The sequence below is a fragment of the Streptomyces pactum genome (assembly GCF_002005225.1).
Classification (GTDB): domain Bacteria; phylum Actinomycetota; class Actinomycetes; order Streptomycetales; family Streptomycetaceae; genus Streptomyces; species Streptomyces pactum_A.
The window spans coordinates 6,598,892-6,618,350 of record NZ_CP019724.1; the positions used below are offsets into that span (position 1 = coordinate 6,598,892).

The window sequence follows — 19,459 nt, forward strand, 5'->3', positions numbered from 1 at the left end:
TGTGGCGAGGGTGGGGCAGGTCAGGGCGCCTGCGGATGAGCGGTTGTCGGACCGGATCGCGATCGGGGTGCTGACGCAGGCGTTTCCGCCTCATCTGGTCGATGAGGTGATCGCCGAGAGCGGCCGGACCGAGCAGCGCAGCCGTCTGCTGCCGGCGCGGGTGGTGGTCTACTTCGTTCTCGCGATGTGCCTGTTCTTCGGGCAGGGATACGAGGAGGTCGCCCGGCTGCTGGGCGAGGGGCTCGGTGATGGGCGGCGGTCGTGGCGGGTGCCGACGACCGCCGCGATCGGGCGGGCACGCCGGCGTCTGGGCACAGAACCGTTGAGGGCATTGTTCGCCCGGGTCTGCCGGCCGGTGGCCGTGCCCGAGACGGCGGGTGCCTGGTACCGGCACTGGCGTCTGGTCGCGGTGGACGGCACGACCTTGGACGTGGCGGACACGGCGGCCAACGAGGAGTTCTTCGGCCGCCATGCCTCGACGCGCGGAGCAGCCGCGTTCCCGCAGGCACGGCTGGTCGCGCTGGCGGAATGCGGCACCCACGCGGTGTTCGGGGCCGTCATCGGTCCGCAGTCGGCGAGCGAGCAGAAACTCTCCCGGCAGCTGTTCCCCCAGCTTCAGGAAGGGATGCTCCTGCTCGCCGACCGGGGCTTTTACGGATTCGAGTTGTGGCAGGCCGCCCGGGACAGCGGCGCGGACCTGCTGTGGCGCGTGCGCAAGAGCGCGGTCCTGCCTGTCACCCAGGTCCTCGGCGATGGCTCCTACCTCAGCACGGTCCATGCCGAAAAGGACCGCAGGAGCCGCCGCAACCCGGTGGTGGTCCGGGTGATCGAGTACACCCTCGCCCGCACCGGCGACGCCACCGTCTACCGCCTGCTGACCAGCCTGCTCGATCCAGAGGAAGCACCCGCGCGGGAGCTGGCCGCGCTCTACGCCCAGCGGTGGGAGATCGAGACCACGCTGGACGAGATCAAGACTCACCAACGCGGCCCGAAGCTCATCCTGCGCTCGAAATACCCGTGGGGTGTGGAGCAGGAGATCTACGGCTTCCTCTTGGTGCACCACGCCGTCCGGCAGTTGATGCACCAAAGCGCCCTGCGCGAGGGTCTGGACCCTGACCGCCTGTCCTTCACCCGGTCCCTGCGGATCGTGCGCCGCCAGGTCCCGGCCCAGGCGGCGTTTTCCCCCCGGCCGACTCGCCCGGGCACTGGCCCGCACCCTGGCTGAGATCGCCGAACGCCTCCTGCCCCCACGCCGCCACCGCACCTGCCCCCGAGTGATCAAACGCAAGATGTCCAACTGGCCGCTCAAACGGGCCGAGCACTCCAACTGGACACCACCCGCACCGGACACCGTCACCATCACTCGGCAGGACAGAACTTAAGTCACCGGCATTGGTTCTAGACCTTGTCGACGATCCCCGCCCTTCCCTCCGCACGGGCGCAGTGGGCGCCGCAGTACCAGTGGCCCTCGACCTCGACGCCCTGGCCGATGATCTGCACCCGGCAGTGCTCGCAGATGGGGGCCATCCGGTGGATCGCGCAGGAGAAGCAGTCGAAGACGTGCACCGCTCCCTGGGCGTGGATCTCGAAGGTCATTCCGTAGTTGTTGCCGCAGACTTCACATGTCGCCATGCGCCACAGGGTGAGCCGTCACCGCGGCGCGGGCGAGCGGGCGGCGGGCGAGTCGCCCGGAATCACCCGTCCGTAGGCTCACGTACGGCTCAGCCCGCGTACGTCTCGGCCCACCCGCGCCTCGACTCACCCACGGCTCAGCCGTCCGCGGGCTCGACATCCGCGAGCAGTTGCCCGAACGCGGCCTCGTCCACCACCGGCGTGCCGTACTGGCGGGCCTTGACCACCTTCGACGTGCCGGAGTCCGGGTCGTTGGTGACCAGCAGGCTGGTCAGCCGGGAGAGGCTGGTGGCGACATGCAGTCCGGCGTCGGTCGCACGGTCCTCCAGCAGGTCCCGCTCGACGGAGGTGTCACCCGAGAAGGCGACCCGCATGCCCTGCTTGAGTCGTTTGCCCTCTTCGTACCGACCGGGGTTGGGATAGGGGCATGCGGGCCTTTTGCGGGAGGGGCGCCAACTGGTCTGCCGGTAACCGCCGTAGCCCGCCTGCTGCCCGATCCGGGGCGCGGGCCGGTCCGACCACTCGGTCAGCGGCCGGCACTCGTGCAGCGGCAGCCGCACGCCGCCCGCCGCCGCGGCGAGCAGGCTCGGCCGGAACGCCTCCGCCAGCACGCGCGCGTCGTCCAGCGCGTGGTGCGCACGCTGCTGTACGACGCCGAAGTGGGCGGCCAGCGACTCCAGCTTGTGGTTGGGCAGCGGCAGGCCCAGCTCCTTGGAGAGCGCGATGGTGCACAGCCGTTGCCGCACCGGCGCCTCGCGCTTCGCGCGCGCGTACTCGCGGGCGATCATCTGCCAGTCGAAGACGGCGTTGTGCGCGACGAGCACCCGCCCGTCCAGCCGGGCCGCGAACTCCTCGGCGACGTCCGGGAAGAGCGGCGCTCCCCGCAGCGCGTCGCTCGTCAGGCCGTGTATCCACACGGGGCCGGGGTCCCGCTGCGGATTGACCAGCGTGTACCAGTGGTCCTCGACCTCACCGCGGGCGTCCAGCCGGTAGACGGCCGCGGAGATGATGCGGTCGTCGCGGGCCAGGCCGGTGGTCTCCACGTCAACGACCGCGTATCCCTGCGGATACGCGGTCGGCCACGCCGTGGCGGACGGCGCTGCGGTCGTCTGGTCTTCGAGCATGGTCCATGAGGATACGGGTCGCGACTGACACCGCGGACCCGCAGGTGCCCCGTGACGCCCGGTGAAACGGTCCTGCCGTCAAGTTCCGCGCGGCGGGGCGGGATTGCGGCGGTGAGGCGTGAGGAGAGGGCGGCGGTGCGTCGGTCCGGGGCATCCCGCTCCCCGGGTGGCATCCTCCGCCACGTGACGCAACCCACGCACGACGAGGCCCACGGCGGTGCCCTCGGCACCCGGCTCAACTGGCTGCGGGCGGCGGTCCTGGGCGCCAACGACGGCATCGTGTCCACCGCGGGGCTGGTCGTGGGTGTGGCCGGCGCGACGGACGACCGCTCCGCCCTGCTGACGGCCGGCCTGGCGGGGCTGCTCGCCGGTTCGCTGTCGATGGCGGCGGGGGAGTACGTGTCCGTCTCCACCCAGCGGGACTCCGAGAAGGCCGCGCTCGCGGTGGAGAAACGGGAGCTGCGCGAGCAGCCGGAGGCCGAGTTCGAGGAACTGGTCGGCCTCCTGGCGGACCGAGGGCTGAGCCGTGCCGTCGCCAGGGAGGCGGCCGAGCAGCTCACCCGGCGGGACGCGCTGCGGGCCCACGCGCGCGTGGAGCTCGGCATCGACCCCGACGAGCTGGCCAACCCCTGGCACGCGGCCTGGGCCAGTTTCCTGGCGTTCACCGTCGGCGCGTTGCTGCCGCTGCTGGCGATCGTGCTGCCCCCGGCCGGCCTGCGGCTGACGGTCACCGTCTGCTGCGTGCTGGGCGCGCTCGTCCTCACGGGGTGGGGCAGCGCCCGCCTGGGCGCGGCCCCACCGGGCCGGGCGGTCCTGCGCAACACGGCCGGCGGCGCCCTGGCCATGGCGGTCACCTACGCGACGGGTTCCCTGCTGGACGTCGCCGGGGCGTAGCGGTGCCACGCGGACGGAAGCGGACGGATACGGAGGAACACAGGCGGGCGCGGACGAGCACGGGCGGACGCGGTGGGGTGGGCTCGGACGCGGCCGGACTGGCTCGGACGGGGTCGAGGGGTCACCACCGGATCGGTACCGGAAGGGCCGTCAGGAGGCCCGAGACCGCGACCACCACGCCCAGGGAGACGACCTCCGCGCGCGCGGGCGGGCAGGCGGTCAGCGGGTCGGCCGCGCGGCTCAGCCGGACCCTGGCCCACAGGGCGAGCGCGGCGACCGCGGCCACGAGGATCACCTTGGCGAGCAGGACCCGCCCGTACGCCGTGTCCGTCAACTGGTCCAGGATCGTGCCCGCCGGCATCCGGCGCAGCGAACTGCACACCCCCGTCGCCGTGACGGCGGCGAGCAGAACGGCCGCCACGCGCGCGTAGAGGCCCAGCAGCGCCGGACCCGCCTCGGTGCCCCGCCACCGACGCAGGGTCCGCAGCGCGTACAGGAGGCCGCCCACCCACAGCGAAGCGCACGTCAGATGGACGAGGGTCAGACCGGAGCCGATCAGCGGGCTGTACTCGGTCGTGGGGTGCGCGCGCAGCGCCTCCGCGACGATCACGGCGCCCAGCGGCAGGATCTGGAGGCCCGGCCGGCGCGAGGTGGCGCACAGGCCGGCCGCGAGGAAGCCGTTGACCTCCAGGAGCGCGAGCTTGCCGTCACGGGATTCGTAGAGGCCGCCGACGTCGATGTCGGCGACGCTGTCCGGCACCAGATTGCCCGTGGCCACGACCGACGCCAGACCCAGCGCGGCGACGAAACCGGCGGCGGCCGCGTACGGCGACCAGTCGCGGGGCCGGTCCGGGGGAGCGCCGGGGAGCGACCGGGCCAGCCGGTTCACGAAGAGCTCGCCGACCGGAACGCTCAGCGCCGCGAAAAGCACCGCACGCAGCAACGCTATGCCGCCGGTGCCGGGTGCCTCGGCCTCCCCGGTGCCGTGCAGGGCGGGGGACGGGCCGAGGAGGGGTATCAGCGCGGCCAGCACCACCAGCACGAGCACGGCCACGGTCCGGCCGGTACCGGCGGGCCGCGGGTGCCGTCCGGTGTCGGCGGCCCGGGACGGGGGTCTTGTCAAGGTCACCTCGAGATCTTCACCAGCTCCCCAGGTCCGGGCAAGTTCCGGAGAACGACTGGCGGTCCGGCATTCCGCACATGAGGACGTTCTCGGCCGCCGTACGGTTCGGGAAGGCCCCAGGGAGGATGAGGAACGCGTCACGACCACCGCGCCGTGCCGCGCCCGGCGTGCTCCCGGCAGGGGCCGGCCGCCACCGCGGCCGGACCGGTTCCGGCGTCCGGGGCGGGTGCCGTACGCGTGCGTGGCGGGTCCCGCCGCGGGCGGCAAGCGGAAGCGGGCCGGGAGGTCGCTCCCGGCCCGCTTCACGCGCGCTTGTGAGTGCCGGCGTTCACCGGGACCGCGGTTACCAGGTCACCGCGTCCAGCGCGTCGGCCATGCCCCAGCCGTAGAAGCCGTTGCGGTTCTTCGAGCCCTCGCACACCGCGTCGACCTTGCCGTCGCCGTCGATGTCGTACGGCTTGGTGCACGGCGTGGCGTCGGCCTGGGCGTACAGCAGGGCCTTGACCATGGCCGGGGAGGCGTACGGGTGCGTCGACTTGATCAGGGCGGCGACGCCCGCGACGTGCGGCGACGCCATCGACGTACCGGCCATGTAGCCCCACTTGCCACCGGGCAGCGTGCCCAGGATCAGTCCGCTGGTCGCGGGCGGCTCCGGCTTCTGGTAGGCCGTCGAGTCGCCGCCGGGCGCGGCGATGTCGATGACGCCGAGTCCGTGGTTGGAGAAGGACGACTTGAGGTCCTTGGCGCCGGTCGACGCGACCGTCACGACACCCGGCAACTGGGTCGGGATGTCGAGGCACTCGGACGGGTCGATCACCCGGTCCGAGGGCGTGGAGTCGTTCGGGGAGACCGGGTCGGTGATCTCGTCGGCCGCCAGGTCGTAGTTCTCGTTGCCTGCCGCGGCGACGTTGACCGCGCCCTTGCGCTCCGCGTACCGCGAGGCCCGGGTGACCGCCTCCAGGAGCGCCTTCTGGTCCGGGTCGTCCTTGCAGTTGAAGTACCAGGGATCGGTGTAATAGCTGTTGTTGGTCACGTCGACGCCGTGCTCGGCCGCCCACATGAAGCTGCAGACCACGGCCTCGGTGTAGAAGAAGCCGTCGGGGTTGGACACCTTGATGCCGGCGACCTTCACCCCGGGCGCCACGCCGGTCATGCCGACGCCGTTCTTGGCGGCGGCGATCTCCCCGGCCACGTGCGTGCCGTGCGGGCTCTCCGCCGCGCTCGGCCGCCAGGCGCCGTCGGTGGTGTCCGGCTTGCCCGAGACGCAGTTGACGGAGGCGTCCCGGTCGAAGTTCGGGGCGATGTCCGGGTGGGTGTCGTCCACACCGGTGTCGATGACCGCGACCGTGACCTTGCTGCTGCCCAGCGACTTCTCGTGCGCCTGGTCCGCCTTGATGGCGGGCAGGTCCCACTGGAGGGGCTGCAGCGGGTCCTGCCCCTCGGCCGCCTGGGCGGCGGCGATCTCCCGGCTGCTGAGCACCTTCGGCGCGCCGGTGTCGGTCGTGGCGGCCGAGGGCAGCGGCGCGGTGCGGGTGGCACCGGCCGACTGCACGCCGTGCACCTTGCGGACGTTCTTGGCGAAGTCCGGGTCCGAGGAGTGGACGACGATCACGCCGATCCGGTCGTACGACGTCACGATCGCGCCGCCCGCCTTGGCTATCGCCCGCTTCACGTGCGCCGAAGGGCGGTGCCCGGGGCGGACGTTGACGACGTAGCTGAGCGAGGACGCCGAGTCGGCCGAGACGGCGGGGGCGGCCTGAGCGGCCCCCGAGGCCTCCGCGGCGGAGGCCGGGACGCCCGGCAGGAAGGCGAGGGACGCTGCCACGGCCATGCCGGCCGGGATCGCCAGGGCACGACGGTGACGCGGGTGGGGCGCTGTCATGTGCGATGTCTCCAGTTGGTTCGAGTGGTTCCAGCGGTGAGTGGACCGAGTGGTTCCAGCGGTTCCAGTGGTTCCAGTGGTTCCAGCGGTTCCAGCGGTGAGTGGTCGGAGTGGTTCGAGTGGTTCGAGCGGTCCGAGGGCTTCGGGAAAGGAGGAGCGGCGTCCGGAGCCGGACGTGCCGGTCACTTCACCGCGCGCAGGGCGTTGACGACGCCGAAGCCGTAGAAGCCGTTGTTCCGCTCGCCGCCCTCGCACGTGGCGTCCTGCGCCCCGTCGCCGTCCTGGTCGTAGGAGGCGGGGCAACCCGGGTTGTCCGCCTGGGCCTTCAGCAGTGCCTGGAGCATCGCCGGGGAGGCGTGCCGGTACTTCGACTTCAGCAGCGCGGCGACGCCCGCGGCGTGCGGCGAGGCCATCGAGGTGCCCTGGAGCCAGGCGTACTCGTTGTTCGGCATGGTCGACAGGATGCGGCCGTTCTTCGACGGCGTGTCCGGGATCTGGTAGCGCCCGTCGCCGCCCGGCGCCGCGACGTCGACCACACCCTTGCCGTACGAGGAGTAGTAGGACTTCTCCTCGTCGACGCCCGTGGCGCTGACGGTGACGATGCCCGGTAGCTGGGTCGGCACGTCGAAGCACTCGTGCGGGTCGATGGTCCGCGTCACCGGCGTGGAGTCGTCGGGGCTGGAGTCGTCGACGATCGCGTCGGAGTCCAGGTCGTGGTTGGAGTTGCCGGCGGAGGCGAGGTGCAGGGTGCCCTTGCGCTGGGCGTACAACTGGGCCCGGTTGACCGCGTCGACGATCGCGCGCTGGTCCGGGTCGTCCATGCAGTTGTACAGCCAGGGGTCCACGTAGTAGCTGTTGTTCGTGATCTCCACGCCGTGGTCGGCGGCGAACATGAACGCGCACACGACGTTCTCCGGGTAGAAGAGCCCGTTGTCCGGGTCGCTCACCTTGATGCTCGACACCTTCACGCCCGGCGCGACGCCCGCGACGCCGATGCCGTTGCGGGCGGCGGCTATCTCCCCGGCCACGTGGGTGCCGTGGTAGTCGTCGGCGGTGTACGGCCGCCAGGCGCCCTCGCTGGTGTCCGCCTTGCCGCCGACGCAGTTGGCGGACTGCGAGGCGGAGAAGTTCGGGGCGAGGTCGGGGTGGGTGTCGTCGACGCCGGTGTCGATCACGGCGACGGTGACCCGGGAGCTGCCCGGATTGATCTCCGCGGCCCGGTCGGCGCCGATCGCGCGCAGGTCCCACTGGTCCGCTTCCAGCGGTTCGCCGGCCCCCGCCGCCTCGGACGCCTTCGCGGTCCGCGCGGCCTGCTCGGCGGAGAGCATCTCGGCGGCGCCCTGGTCCGTCGTGCCGGCGGCGGTCAGCGGCGCGGTACGGGTCGCGCCCGCCGATCGCACCCCGCGCGCCTCGCGTATCCGCTCACCGAACTCCGGGTTCGACGAGTGGACGACGATCACGCCGATCTTCCGGTACGTGGTGACGACACTGCCGCCGGCCTCGGCTATCGCCCGCTGCACCGACGCGATCGTGCGGTGGTCCGTCCTCGTGTTGACGACGTAGGCCAGGCGGGGCGCGTCCGCGGCCCCGCCGGCCCGTGCCGCTTCCTGGGCGGAGTCCGCGCGAGGGGCGGCCGAGGCGGCCGCCGGCAGGAAGCCCAGCGACGCGGTCAGCGACAGGACGACGGGTACGGCGAGGGCGAGCCGCCGTCTGGAGCGCGGGGACCGCGACGAACGCGGCGCGTGCAGATGATCCATGGGGTCTCCACATCATCCGGAACCGAGATCTGCCCGACTCACAGGTGGTGGTCGGGCAGGTACATGACGGAGTGGTGCAGGGCGAAGCTATCCCCCGCACTCCCTGGCCAGCAATGACCCGCCACGGGTGACTTCGGAAAGTGCCCCGGGAGTTGAACCGGTGCCCGCGAGGCGCCGTGTCGTTGGACAGGGAGCCCGAGCCCGATCAGCCCCCTGTGAGAACACCGAGGTCCAAGCCGTCATGTCCGTAGTACGAGGAGACTCCGTGGCCACCGACGCACCGCCCCCCTCGAAAGAGGAACGCCCACTTCCGTCCGCCGAGGAGTTCTCCGAAGTGCAGCAGAGCGCTGAGTTCGCCGAACTGCGCCGCTCCTTCCGCTCCTTCGCCTTCCCGCTGACGATCGCCTTCGTGTCCTGGTACCTGCTGTACGTGCTGCTGTCGAACTACGCCGGCGGCTTCATGGGCACCAAGCTGTTCGGCAACATCAACGTCGCCTTCGTCTTCGGCATCGCCCAGTTCGTCACCACGTTCCTCATCGCCTGGTGGTACTCGCGGTACGCCGCCGCGAAGCTCGACCCCAAGGCGGAGGCCATCAAGTCCCGGATGGAGGGCGGCGCATGAGCCCCGCACAGACTGTTCTCGCCGCCGAGCTCGCCGCCAACGAGGCCAGCGAGCACCGCCCGCTGATCATCACGCTCTTCGCCCTCTTCGTCCTCGCGACGCTCGGCATCACCGTCTGGGCGGGCCGCCAGACCAAGGACGCCGCCGACTTCTACGCGGGCGGCCGCCAGTTCAGCGCCTTCCAGAACGGACTCGCCGTCTCCGGCGACTACATGTCGGCCGCGTCCTTCCTCGGCATCGCCGGCGCCATCGCCCTCTTCGGCTACGACGGCTTCCTCTACTCCATCGGCTTCCTGGTCGCCTGGCTGGTCGCCCTGCTGCTGGTGGCCGAGCCGCTGCGGAACTCCGGCCGCTACACGATGGGCGACGTCCTCGCGTACCGGATGCGCCAGCGTCCCGTGCGCACGGCCGCCGGCACCTCCACGATCGTCGTGTCGATCTTCTACCTGCTGGCCCAGATGGCGGGCGCGGGCATCCTCGTCTCGCTGCTGCTCGGCATCACCTCCGACGCGGGCAAGATCCTGATCGTCGCCCTCGTCGGTCTCCTGATGATCGTGTACGTCTCCATCGGCGGCATGAAGGGCACCACCTGGGTCCAGATGGTCAAGGCCGTGCTGCTGATCGGCGGCACCATCCTGATCACCTTCCTGGTGCTGCTGAAGTTCAACTTCAACATCTCCGACCTGCTGGGCACGGCGGCCGAGAACAGCGGCAAGGGCGCCGCCTTCCTGGAGCCCGGCCTCCAGTACGGCGCCAGCGGCACCACCAAGCTCGACTTCATCTCCCTGGGCATCGCCCTGGTGCTCGGCACGGCCGGCCTGCCGCACATCCTGATCCGCTTCTACACGGTGCCCAACGCCAAGGCCGCCCGTAAGTCCGTGAACTGGGCGATCGGCATCATCGGCGCCTTCTACCTGATGACCATCGCGCTCGGTTTCGGCGCCGCCGCGCTGGTCGGGCAGAAAGAGATCATCGCGTCCAACCCCTCCGGCAACACGGCCGCACCGCTGCTCGCCCTGCACGTGGGCGGCGTCGACTCGGCCTGGGGCGCGATCCTGCTCGCCACGATCTCGGCGGTGGCCTTCGCGACCATCCTCGCCGTGGTCGCCGGCCTCACCCTCGCCTCGTCCTCGTCCTTCGCGCACGACATCTACGCCAACGTCATCCGCAAGGGCAAGGCCACCGAGAAGGAGGAGATGCGGGCGGCCCGCTGGGCGACCGTCCTCATCGGCATCGTCTCCATCGCGCTCGGTGCCCTCGCCCGGGACCTGAACGTGGCGGGCCTGGTCGCCCTGGCCTTCGCGGTCGCCGCGTCCGCCAACCTCCCGACCATCCTGTACAGCCTCTTCTGGAAGCGGTTCACCACCCAGGGCGCCCTGTGGTCGATCTACGGCGGCCTGATCGTCGCCGTCGGCCTCGTGCTGTTCTCGCCGGTGGTCTCCGGCGACCCGAAGGCGATGTTCCCGGACGTCGACTTCGCCTGGTTCCCGCTGAAGAACCCGGGCATCATCTCCATCCCGTTCGGCTTCCTCATGGGCTGGCTCGGCACGGTCCTGTCGAAGGAGGAGCCCAACGTGAAGAAGTACGCGGAACTGGAGGTCCGGTCCCTGACCGGCACCGGAGCGCACTGAGCCACGCGCCGGACCATACCGGGGCCACCCGCTGAGGCCCCCGCGACGCGGCCGCTCGTAGATCCCTACGACGCGGCCGCGTCGCCCGTCGTGGGATCGGGCCGCTGTCGATGTCGGTCCGGTCACGTAGGCTCGCAGGTGTCGGAGGAGAGAAGTGCTCCACCGATCCGCGTCGAGGGAGGGGGCCCACGTGCTCATCGACACCTACGGCCGAGTGGCCACCGACCTGAGGGTCTCGCTCACCGACCGTTGCAACCTGCGCTGCACCTACTGCATGCCCGAAGAGGGTCTCCAGTGGCTAGCCAAGCCCGACCTGCTCACGGACGACGAGATCGTCCGCCTCATCGGCATCGCCGTCACCTCGCTCGGCATCGAGGAGGTCCGCTTCACCGGCGGCGAGCCCCTGCTGCGCCCCGGCCTGGCCGGCATCGTCGAGCGCGTCGCCGCCCTGGAGCCGCGCCCCCAGATGTCCCTCACGACCAACGGCATCGGCCTCAGGCGCACGGCACCGGCCCTGAAGGCCGCGGGCCTGGACCGGGTCAACGTCTCGCTGGACACCCTCCGCCCGGACGTGTTCAAGACCCTCACCCGCCGGGACCGCCACAAGGACGTCCTGGAAGGCCTGGAGGCCGCCCGCGAGGCCGGACTGACCCCGGTGAAGGTCAACTCCGTCCTGATGCCGGAGCTCAACGACGACGAGGCACCCGACCTCCTGGCCTGGGCCGTCGAGCACGACTACGAGCTTCGCTTCATCGAGCAGATGCCGCTGGACGCCCAGCACGGCTGGAAGCGCGAGGGCATGGTCACCGCCGGTGACATCCTGGCCTCCCTGCGCACCCGCTTCGAGCTGACCGCCGAGGGCTCCGAGGAGCGCGGCTCGGCCCCCGCCGAGCGCTGGCTCGTGGACGGCGGCCCGCACCGCGTCGGCGTCATCGCCTCCGTCACCCGCCCGTTCTGCTCGGCCTGCGACCGCACCCGCCTGACCGCCGACGGTCAGGTGCGCACCTGCCTGTTCGCCCGCGAGGAGACCGACCTGCGCGCCGCCCTGCGCTCCGACGCCCCCGACGAGGAGATCGCGCGCATCTGGCGGCTGGCCATGTGGGGCAAGAAGGCCGGCGCCGGCCTCGACGACCCGGCCTTCGTCCAGCCGGACCGGCCGATGTCGGCGATCGGCGGCTAGGGCCGACGGGCCTAGCCGCCGACAGGCCCCGGCCGCCACGGCCGGCCGGGCCCGGGCGGCCTAGGCGTTGCCGGCGGACTCCCAGTCCGCCAGCGGGACCACGTCCTTGAGGAAACCCCGTACGCCGAGGAACTGGGACAGGTGCTCCCGGTGCTCCTCGCACGCGATCCACGTCTTGCGGCGCTCCGGCGTGTGGATCTTCGGGTTGTTCCACGCCAGCACCCACACGGCGGCGGTACGGCAGCCCTTGGCGGAGCAGATCGGGGTGGTCTCGTCACTCACAGGTTCGTCTCACAGGTCCACAAACAAGGCGACGCCGAGCAGCCACGGGGGGAGCTGCCCGGCGTCGGTCCGTCGCTCCGACGGGGGATGCGGAGCGCGTACGAAGTATGTCACGGGTCACCCGCGGCCCGGCACCGGAACAACATGATTGATCTGAGGATTTCTCAGGCCTGGCGCGGAATCGACGCCCGCTCCGGCGGGGCGTCCGCGGTCACGATCTGCCGCGCGGCTCGCCCGCCCCACCCGGCGCCGGGCCGGACACGACATCGTCCGGGACGGATTCCGCGGACCCGTCGTCGGCCCGCGGCGGCATGATCATCGGCGGAGTCGGCGTCGTGACGAACGTCGACGGCAACGACGGCGCGTTCTCCCGCCCGGCGTTGGCGATCACCACCGCGATGTACGGCAGGACCGCACCGAGGACCAGGGCCACGATCGCGACGTGCCGTTCCACGTTCCACAGGCAGGCCGCGAGGACCACCGACACCGTACGGACCGACATCGAGATGATGTACCGGCGCTGGCGCCCGCGCACATCCTCCTGGAGACCCGTCCGGGCCCCGGTGATCCGGAACACCTCGACGTTGCCGCCGGTACTCTGCTTCCGCATCTCGTTCCACCATCCGCCCGCATCGGACTGTCCCCGCCCCGCTTTCGTCCGCGGCCGCTCGGGGACTCCGGTCCCGGACAACTCTCCACGTTACGCCGCACCTGCGCCTGCTACGAGACCGGGGCACCCCCGGGCCGCGCGCACGGCGTGCGCCGCACCGCGTAGTCGGGTACCTCGTTAGGCCGTACCCGGCATGCGCCGTACGCGGTACGGCCGAACACTTGCGGTAATGCTCGCGTGGAGCCGTACGAGGAGGCAGTCATGGGCTGGTTGTGGGCGATCATCGTCGGATTCGTGCTCGGTCTGATCGCCAAGGCGATCATTCCCGGCAAGCAGCACAGTCCCCTGTGGCTGACCACCATCTTCGGCATACTCGGCGCCATCGCGGGCAACGCCGTCGCGCGCGGCGTCGGAGTCGAGTCGACCTCCGGCATCGACTGGTGGCGGCACCTGTTCCAGTTGGTGGCCGCGGTCATCATCGTCGCCGTCGGTGACGCGATCTACATGTCGGTGCGCGGTAAGAGGAAGATGCGCGAGCGGGCCTGACCGCCCTCCCGGACCCGCACGGCGAAGGGGCGGTCCCCGGTGGCCGTGAGGCACCGGGGACCACCCCTCGTACGCGCGCTCAGGCGCCGGTGACCTCCACCGCGGCCAGGTTCTTCTTGCCGCGGCGCAGCACCAGCCAGCGCCCGTGCAGCAGGTCGGTCTCGGCGGGGACCGCGTCCTCGCCGGTCACCTTGGCGTTGTTCACGTAGGCGCCGCCCTCCCTGACCGTGCGGCGCGCGGCCGACTTGCTGGCGACCAGGCCGACCTCGGCGAACAGGTCCACGACCGGGCCCAGCCCGGCGACCTTGACGTGCGGCAGCTCGGAGAGGGCCGCGGCCAGCGTCCGGTCGTCCAGCTCCGTCAGGTCACCCTGGCCGAAGAGGGCCTTGGACGCGGCGATCACGGCGGCCGTCTGATCGGCGCCGTGCACCAGCGTCGTCAGCTCCTCGGCCAGCGCGCGCTGGGCGGCCCGGGCCTGCGGACGCTCCTCGGTCTGCCGCTCCAGCTCCTCCAGCTCCTCGCGGGACCGGAAGGACAGGATGCGCAGGTACTTGGAGATGTCCCGGTCGTCCGCGTTCAGCCAGAACTGGTAGAACGCGTACGGCGTGGTCATCTCCGGGTCCAGCCAGACGGCGCCGCCCTCGGTCTTGCCGAACTTGGTGCCGTCCGCCTTCGTCATCAGCGGCGTCGCGTAGGCGTGCACGGTGGCGTCCGGCTCCAGCCGGTGCAGCAGGTCCAGGCCGGCCGTGAGGTTGCCCCACTGGTCGCTGCCACCGCCCTGGAGCGTGCAGCCGTACCTCCGGTAGAGCTGGAGGAAGTCCATGGCCTGCAGCAACTGGTAGCTGAACTCCGTGTAGCTGATGCCTTCGGAGGACTCCAACCGCCGGGCGACGGAGTCCTTGGTCAGCATCTTGTTGACCCGGAAGTGCTTGCCGACGTCCCGCAGGAACTCGATCGCGGAGAGCCCCTCGGTCCAGTCGAGGTTGTTGACCAGCACGGCCGCGTTCTCACCCTCGAAGGACAGGAACGGCTCGATCTGGCCGCGCAGCCGCTGGACCCAGCCCGCGACGGTCTCCGGCGAGTTCAGCGTCCGCTCGGCGGTCGGGCGCGGGTCGCCGATCTGGCCCGTGGCCCCGCCGACCAGCGCCAGCGGCCGGTGACCGGCCTGCTGGAGCCGGCGCACGGTGAGCACCTGCACCAGGTGCCCGACGTGCAGGGACGGCGCGGTCGGGTCGAAACCGCAATAGAACGTGACGGGACCGTCCGCGAGAGCCTTGCGCAAAGCGTCCTCGTCGGTGGACTGGGCGAACAGCCCGCGCCACTGCAGCTCGTCGACGATGTCCGTCACGGTTCTCGTGTCTCCTACGTACTCATGATCTTCGGGCAGTCGGGTGACAGCCGACTACGAGGTTATACGCCCTGGCTGACAGAGCTCATCTTGAAATCGGGGACCCGCAGCGCGGGCATCGCCGCCCTGGTGAACCAGTCGCCCCATTCCCTGGGCAGCGTCTTCTCCGTGCGCCCGGCCTCCGTGGCCCGCCCCAGCAGACTCACCGGTGACTCGTTGAACCGGAAGTTGTTCACCTCGCCGACGACCTCGCCGTTCTCGACGAGGTAGACACCGTCCCGGGTCAGCCCGGTCAGCAGCAGCGTCGCCGGATCGACCTCGCGGATGTACCAGAGACAGGTCAGCAGCAGCCCGCGCCCGGTGGACGCGACCATCTCCTCCAGGGAGCGGTCGGTGCCGCCGTCCAGGATCAGGTTGCCGATCGCCGGTGCCACCGGCAGTCCCGTGAGCCCGGCGCTGTGCCGGGTGGTCGTCAGCCGGTTCAGCTCGCCCGCACGGATCCAGTCGGTGGCCCCGACCGGCAGCCCGTTGTCGAACACCGACTGGTCACCGCCCGAGGAGTGCGCGACCACGAAGGGCGCGCACTGAAGACCCGGCTCGTGCGGATCGCCGCGCAGGGTCAGCGGCAGCTCGCCGAGCCGCTCGCCGACGCGCGTGCCGCCGCCCGGCTTGGAGAACACCGTGCGCCCCTCGGCCGCGTCCCGCCCCGAGGCCGACCACAACTGGTAGATCAGCAGGTCCGCGACCGCGGTCGGCGGCAGCAGCGTCTCGTACCGGCCCGCGGGCAGCTCCACCCGCCGCTCGGCCCAGCCCAGCCGTACGGCCAGCTCGGCGTCGAGCGCCGCCGGATCGACGTCCTTGAAGTCCCGCGTGGCGCGCCCCGCCCACGCCGACCGGGTGCGGTCCGGTGACTTGGCGTTCAGCTCCACCGTCCCGCTCGGCTGGTCGTGCCGCAGCCGCAGCCCCGTGGACGTACCCATGTACGTCGACGTCAGCTCGTGGTTGGCGAAGCCGTACAGTTCCCGCCCGCCCGCCCGCGCGCGTGCGAACGCCTCCCCGAGGGCCGGCGCGAAGTCGGCGAACACCTCGGACGAGGTCTCCGCGGGCGCGTCGGTGTAGTCCGGCGCGGCCGGTACGCCGGTGACCAGCGGCTGCGCGTCCTCGGCCGGTCCGGCGCCGCGCGCGGCGGCCTCCGCGGCGCGGACCAGGGGCTCCAGCTCGTCCACGGTCACCGCCGAACGCGACACGACCCCGGACGCCGTGCCCTCCCGCCCGTCCACGGTGGCCACGACGGTGAGTGTGCGCCCGCGCGTGACGCCGTTGGTGGTGAGCGCGTTGCCCGCCCAGCGCAGGTTGGCGGTGGACTCCTCGTCGGCGATGACCACACAACCGTCGGCCCGGGACAGCTCCAGTGCCCGCTCGACGATCTCGTGCGGCCTGCTCGTACGCGCGCTCATCGGCCGGCCTCCTGCGTGGTGTTCAGAATGTTGACTCCCCTGAAGAGGGCGGACGGGCAGCCGTGCGAGACGGCCGCGACCTGGCCCGGCTGGGCCTTGCCGCAGTTGAAGGCGCCGCCCAGGACGTACGTCTGGGGGCCGCCGACGGCCGCCATGGACCCCCAGAAGTCGGTGGTCGTCGCCTGGTAGGCGACGTCCCGTAGCTGACCGGCGAGCCGCCCGTTCTCGATCCGGAAGAACCGCTGCCCGGTGAACTGGAAGTTGTAGCGCTGCATGTCGATGGACCAGGACCGGTCCCCGACGACGTAGATCCCGCGCTCCACGCCCCCGATCAGGTCCTCGGTGGACAGCCCGCCGGGATCCGGTCGCAGCGACACGTTGGCCATGCGCTGCACCGGCACGTGCGCGGGGGAGTCGGCGTAGGCGCAGCCGTTGGACCGCTCGAACCCGGTGAGCCGCGCGATGCGCCGGTCGAGCTGGTAGCCCACGAGCGTGCCGTCCTTCACCAGGTCCCAGGACTGGCCCTCGACACCCTCGTCGTCGTACCCGATGGTCGCCAGCCCGTGCTCGGCGGTGCGGTCGCCGGTGACGTTCATCAGCTCGGAGCCGTAGCGCAGCTTGCCGAGCTGGTCGAAGGTGGCGAAGGAGGTGCCGGCGTAGGCGGCCTCGTAGCCGAGGGCGCGGTCCAGCTCGGTGGCGTGCCCGATCGACTCGTGGATGGTCAGCCACAGGTTCGACGGGTCCACGACGAGGTCGTACAGGCCCGCCTCGACGCTCGGCGCCCGCATCTTCTCGGCCAGCAGCCCGGGAATCGCGGCCAGCTCCGCGTCCCAGTCCCAGCCGGTGCCCGTCAGGTACTCCCAGCCGCGCCCGGCGGGCGGCGCGAGGGTGCGCATGGAGTCGAACTCGCCGCTGGAGTCGTCCACCGAAACGGCGGTGAGCACCGGATGCAGCCGCACCCGCTGCTGCGTGGTCACGGTCCCGGCCGTGTCGGCGTAGAACTTGTTCTCGTGCACGGTGAGCAGCGAGGCGTCCACGTGGTCGACGCCGTCGGCCGCCAGCAGCCGAGCGCTCCAGTCGGCCAGCAGGGCCGACTTCTCCGCGTCCGGCACGGTGAAGGGATCGATCTCGTACGACGAGATCCACGTCCGGTCGGCGTGCACGGGCTCGTCGGCCAGCTCCACGCGCTCGTCGGACCCCGCCGCCGCGATCACCCGCGCGGACAGCTTCGCCATCGCCACCGCCTGTGAGGCCACCTTGGCGGCGGCGTCCATGGTGAGGTCCACACCGGACGCGAAGCCCCACGTACCGCCGTGCACCACGCGTACCGCGTACCCGAGGCCGGTGGTGTCCGAGGACCCGGCGGGCTTGGCGTCCCTGAGGCGCCAGGAGGCGCCTCGCACCCGCTCCAGCCGGAAGTCCGCGTGCTCGGCACCGAGCGCACGCGCCCGGGCCAGGGCGGCGTCGGCGAGGGCGCGTAGGGGCAGTGCCGTGAAGGCTTCGTCGATGCTATGAGGCACCTGCGTCTCTTTCTGTCGACGTGACCGGTCGTCTGCCGCGACACCGGGGGCTGCGCCGCATCATGTCGCGTCGGGCCGGACGGGGACCACACCTTTCGGGCCGCGAGCGGGCTCTCGCGGCCGGGCTCTTTCTGTAGGGACCCGACAGTCAGTCCCGTAAGCCACTGTGGGTGCCCGAGTCTCTGCGGACGGGCGGGGACCGATAGGTTTTCGAGGAAGCCGCCTGTCATCGCCGCCTGTCAACCGGGTGTTCGGGCGGGTACAAGACCGCTATCGAAAGGGTGATCCGTTGAGCCGCTCGGTTCTCGTCACCGGAGGCAACCGGGGCATCGGCCTCGCCATCGCCCGCGCTTTCGCCGACGCCGGTGACAAGGTCGCGATCACGTACCGCTCGGGTGAGCCGCCGACGGCCCTGACCGACTTGGGCTGCCTCGCCGTCAAGTGCGACATCACCGACAGCGAGCAGGTGGAGCAGGCCTACAAGGAGGTCGAGGAAGCGCACGGCCCCGTCGAGGTCCTGGTCGCCAACGCCGGCGTGACCAAGGACCAGCTCCTGATGCGCATGTCGGAGGAGGACTTCACCTCCGTCGTCGACACCAACCTCACCGGCACCTTCCGCGTCGTCAAGCGCGCCAACCGTGGCATGCTGCGCGCCAAGAAGGGCCGCGTCGTCCTCATCTCGTCGGTGGTCGGGCTGCTCGGCTCCGCTGGGCAGGCGAACTACGCCGCGTCCAAGGCCGCCCTGGTCGGGTTCGCGCGCTCCCTCGCCCGTGAGCTGGGCTCGCGCAACCTCACCTTCAACGTCGTCGCGCCGGGCTTCGTCGACACGGACATGACCAAGGCGCTCACCGACGAGCAGCGGTCGAACATCGTGTCGCAGGTGCCGCTGGGCCGGTACGCGCAGCCCGAGGAGATCGCCGCGACGGTGCGGTTCCTCGCCTCGGACGACGCCTCGTACATCACTGGAGCCGTCATTCCCGTTGACGGCGGACTGGGAATGGGTCACTGATCACCATGAGCGGAATCCTCGAGGGCAAGCGCGTCCTGATCACCGGTGTGCTGATGGAGTCGTCCATCGCCTTCCACACCGCCAAGCTGGCCCAGGAGCAGGGCGCCGAGATCATCCTGACCGCGTTCCCGCGGCCCACGCTGACCGAGCGCATCGCCAAGAAGCTGCCCAAGCCCACCAAGGTCATCGAGCTGGACGTCACCAACGACGAGCACCTCGGGCGCCTGGCCGACATCGTCGGCGAGGAGCTGGGCGGCCTCGACGGCGTCGTGCACTCCATCGGCTTCGCGCCGCAGGACGCGCTCGGCGGCAACTTCCTGAACACGCCTTTCGAGTCGGTCGCCACCGCCATGCACGTCTCGGCGTACTCCCTGAAGTCGCTGACCATGGCCTGCCTGCCGCTGATGCAGAACGGCGGCTCGGTCGTCGGCCTCACCTTCGACGCCCAGTACGCCTGGCCGCAGTACGACTGGATGGGCCCGGCCAAGGCCGCCCTGGAGGCCACCAGCCGCTACATGGCGCGTGACCTGGGCAAGCAGAACATCCGCTGCAACCTCGTCTCCGCGGGCCCGATCGGCTCGATGGCCGCCAAGTCCATCCCGGGCTTCGCCGAGCTGGCCTCCGTGTGGGACAACCGCGCCCCGCTGGAGTGGGACCTGAAGGACCCGGAGCCCGCCGGCCGCGGTGTCGTCGCGCTGCTGAGCGACTGGTTCCCGAAGACCACGGGCGAGATCGTCCACGTCGACGGTGGTCTGCACGCCGTCGGCGCCTGACCGCCGGCCTTCTCGGGGCCCGCGTCCCGCACGGGCGCGGGCCCTTGGCGTGTCACCCGTTCGGCCCAG

18 protein-coding genes are annotated in these 19,459 nt (G+C 71.3%); 8 read left to right on the forward strand and 10 right to left on the reverse strand.

Going from position 1 to position 19,459, the window contains the following annotated elements:
* Position 1: 1 nt before the first annotated feature.
* Positions 2–1,225 (forward strand): IS4 family transposase, encoded by a 1,224-nt coding sequence (locus B1H29_RS28320; protein ID WP_055416240.1) that lies wholly within the window; start codon positions 2–4, stop codon positions 1,223–1,225.
* Between the two features lie 173 nt (positions 1,226–1,398).
* Here the strand turns inward: B1H29_RS28320 and B1H29_RS28325 are convergent, their stop codons facing one another.
* Complete coding sequence (locus B1H29_RS28325) at positions 1,399–1,632, reverse strand: hypothetical protein (RefSeq protein WP_079160512.1); 234 nt, start codon at positions 1,630–1,632, stop codon at positions 1,399–1,401.
* Between the two features lie 137 nt (positions 1,633–1,769).
* Positions 1,770–2,756, reverse strand: coding sequence for a DEDDh family exonuclease (locus B1H29_RS28330; protein WP_055416239.1), 987 nt, complete (start codon positions 2,754–2,756; stop codon positions 1,770–1,772).
* A 183-nt stretch (positions 2,757–2,939) separates the two neighbouring features.
* Between B1H29_RS28330 and B1H29_RS28335 the strand changes: the two genes are divergently transcribed.
* A complete protein-coding gene (locus tag B1H29_RS28335) occupies positions 2,940–3,650 on the forward strand; it encodes a VIT1/CCC1 transporter family protein (RefSeq protein WP_055417666.1) in 711 nt (236 codons plus the stop codon).
* Positions 3,651–3,771: 121 nt separating this feature from the next.
* Here the strand turns inward: B1H29_RS28335 and B1H29_RS28340 are convergent, their stop codons facing one another.
* The 3 genes from B1H29_RS28340 to B1H29_RS28350 form a co-directional block, all read right to left on the reverse strand.
* Positions 3,772–4,779 carry a CopD family protein gene (locus tag B1H29_RS28340; protein WP_055416238.1) on the reverse strand — a complete coding sequence of 336 codons (1,008 nt, stop codon included), beginning with the start codon at positions 4,777–4,779 and terminating at the stop codon, positions 3,772–3,774.
* A gap of 337 nt (positions 4,780–5,116) precedes the next feature.
* The gene (locus B1H29_RS28345) at positions 5,117–6,655 is read right to left on the reverse strand and encodes a S8 family peptidase (protein WP_055416237.1); all 1,539 of its coding nucleotides are present in this window, start codon (positions 6,653–6,655) and stop codon (positions 5,117–5,119) included.
* 182 nt (positions 6,656–6,837) lie between these two features.
* Positions 6,838–8,412, reverse strand: coding sequence for a S8 family peptidase (locus B1H29_RS28350; RefSeq protein ID WP_055416236.1), 1,575 nt, complete (start codon positions 8,410–8,412; stop codon positions 6,838–6,840).
* A gap of 265 nt (positions 8,413–8,677) precedes the next feature.
* Between B1H29_RS28350 and B1H29_RS28355 the strand changes: the two genes are divergently transcribed.
* The 3 genes from B1H29_RS28355 to moaA all read left to right on the forward strand — a co-directional run bounded on the left by B1H29_RS28355 (position 8,678) and on the right by moaA (position 11,845).
* Positions 8,678–9,034 carry a DUF485 domain-containing protein gene (locus tag B1H29_RS28355; protein ID WP_055416235.1) on the forward strand — a complete coding sequence of 119 codons (357 nt, stop codon included), beginning with the start codon at positions 8,678–8,680 and terminating at the stop codon, positions 9,032–9,034.
* Entirely contained in the window at positions 9,031–10,665 is a 1,635-nt protein-coding gene (locus B1H29_RS28360) for a solute symporter family protein (protein WP_055416234.1), read from the forward strand. Before B1H29_RS28355 ends, B1H29_RS28360 begins: the two co-directional genes overlap by 4 nt.
* A gap of 190 nt (positions 10,666–10,855) precedes the next feature.
* On the forward strand, positions 10,856–11,845 hold the full coding sequence (moaA, locus tag B1H29_RS28365) for a GTP 3',8-cyclase MoaA (RefSeq protein WP_055416233.1): 990 nt from the start codon (positions 10,856–10,858) through the stop codon (positions 11,843–11,845).
* A gap of 60 nt (positions 11,846–11,905) precedes the next feature.
* Here moaA and B1H29_RS28370 read toward each other — a convergent pair whose 3' ends face one another.
* Both B1H29_RS28370 and B1H29_RS28375 read right to left on the reverse strand, forming a co-directional pair.
* The gene (locus tag B1H29_RS28370) at positions 11,906–12,127 is read right to left on the reverse strand and encodes a hypothetical protein (RefSeq protein WP_055416232.1); all 222 of its coding nucleotides are present in this window, start codon (positions 12,125–12,127) and stop codon (positions 11,906–11,908) included.
* Positions 12,128–12,338: 211 nt separating this feature from the next.
* On the reverse strand, positions 12,339–12,737 hold the full coding sequence (locus B1H29_RS28375) for a DUF3099 domain-containing protein (protein WP_199832270.1): 399 nt from the start codon (positions 12,735–12,737) through the stop codon (positions 12,339–12,341).
* 261 nt (positions 12,738–12,998) lie between these two features.
* Here B1H29_RS28375 and B1H29_RS28380 point away from each other — a divergent pair, with 261 nt between their 5' ends.
* Complete coding sequence (locus tag B1H29_RS28380) at positions 12,999–13,283, forward strand: GlsB/YeaQ/YmgE family stress response membrane protein (protein WP_055416230.1); 285 nt, start codon at positions 12,999–13,001, stop codon at positions 13,281–13,283.
* A gap of 79 nt (positions 13,284–13,362) precedes the next feature.
* Here B1H29_RS28380 and tyrS read toward each other — a convergent pair whose 3' ends face one another.
* From tyrS to B1H29_RS28395, 3 genes are all read right to left on the reverse strand, one after another.
* Entirely contained in the window at positions 13,363–14,631 is a 1,269-nt protein-coding gene (tyrS, locus tag B1H29_RS28385) for a tyrosine--tRNA ligase (protein WP_055416229.1), read from the reverse strand.
* Between the two features lie 62 nt (positions 14,632–14,693).
* Entirely contained in the window at positions 14,694–16,088 is a 1,395-nt protein-coding gene (locus tag B1H29_RS28390) for a metallopeptidase TldD-related protein (protein WP_055416228.1), read from the reverse strand.
* Complete coding sequence (locus tag B1H29_RS28395; protein ID WP_055416227.1) at positions 16,085–17,608, reverse strand: TldD/PmbA family protein; 1,524 nt, start codon at positions 17,606–17,608, stop codon at positions 16,085–16,087. The genes B1H29_RS28390 and B1H29_RS28395 overlap by 4 nt, the downstream gene beginning before the upstream one ends.
* Before the next feature lie 289 nt (positions 17,609–17,897).
* Here B1H29_RS28395 and fabG point away from each other — a divergent pair, with 289 nt between their 5' ends.
* Complete coding sequence (gene fabG / locus B1H29_RS28400) at positions 17,898–18,617, forward strand: 3-oxoacyl-[acyl-carrier-protein] reductase (protein WP_055416226.1); 720 nt, start codon at positions 17,898–17,900, stop codon at positions 18,615–18,617.
* A gap of 5 nt (positions 18,618–18,622) precedes the next feature.
* Complete coding sequence (fabI, locus tag B1H29_RS28405) at positions 18,623–19,390, forward strand: enoyl-ACP reductase FabI (protein ID WP_055416225.1); 768 nt, start codon at positions 18,623–18,625, stop codon at positions 19,388–19,390.
* Positions 19,391–19,459: the final 69 nt, after the last annotated feature.

What these genes read in the sequence shown, in the direction of transcription:
- fabI (WP_055416225.1), top strand. Translation starts at nt 18,623, where the DNA reads ATGAGCGGAATCCTCGAGGGCAAGCGCGTCCTGATCACCGGTGTGCTG.
- B1H29_RS28330 (WP_055416239.1), bottom strand. Translation starts at nt 2,756, where the DNA reads ATGCTCGAAGACCAGACGACCGCAGCGCCGTCCGCCACGGCGTGGCCG.
- B1H29_RS28350 (WP_055416236.1), bottom strand. Translation starts at nt 8,412, where the DNA reads ATGGATCATCTGCACGCGCCGCGTTCGTCGCGGTCCCCGCGCTCCAGA.
- B1H29_RS28325 (WP_079160512.1), bottom strand. Translation starts at nt 1,632, where the DNA reads ATGGCGACATGTGAAGTCTGCGGCAACAACTACGGAATGACCTTCGAG.
- B1H29_RS28380 (WP_055416230.1), top strand. Translation starts at nt 12,999, where the DNA reads ATGGGCTGGTTGTGGGCGATCATCGTCGGATTCGTGCTCGGTCTGATC.
- B1H29_RS28375 (WP_199832270.1), bottom strand. Translation starts at nt 12,737, where the DNA reads ATGCGGAAGCAGAGTACCGGCGGCAACGTCGAGGTGTTCCGGATCACC.
- B1H29_RS28360 (WP_055416234.1), top strand. Translation starts at nt 9,031, where the DNA reads ATGAGCCCCGCACAGACTGTTCTCGCCGCCGAGCTCGCCGCCAACGAG.
- B1H29_RS28390 (WP_055416228.1), bottom strand. Translation starts at nt 16,088, where the DNA reads ATGAGCGCGCGTACGAGCAGGCCGCACGAGATCGTCGAGCGGGCACTG.
- B1H29_RS28345 (WP_055416237.1), bottom strand. Translation starts at nt 6,655, where the DNA reads ATGACAGCGCCCCACCCGCGTCACCGTCGTGCCCTGGCGATCCCGGCC.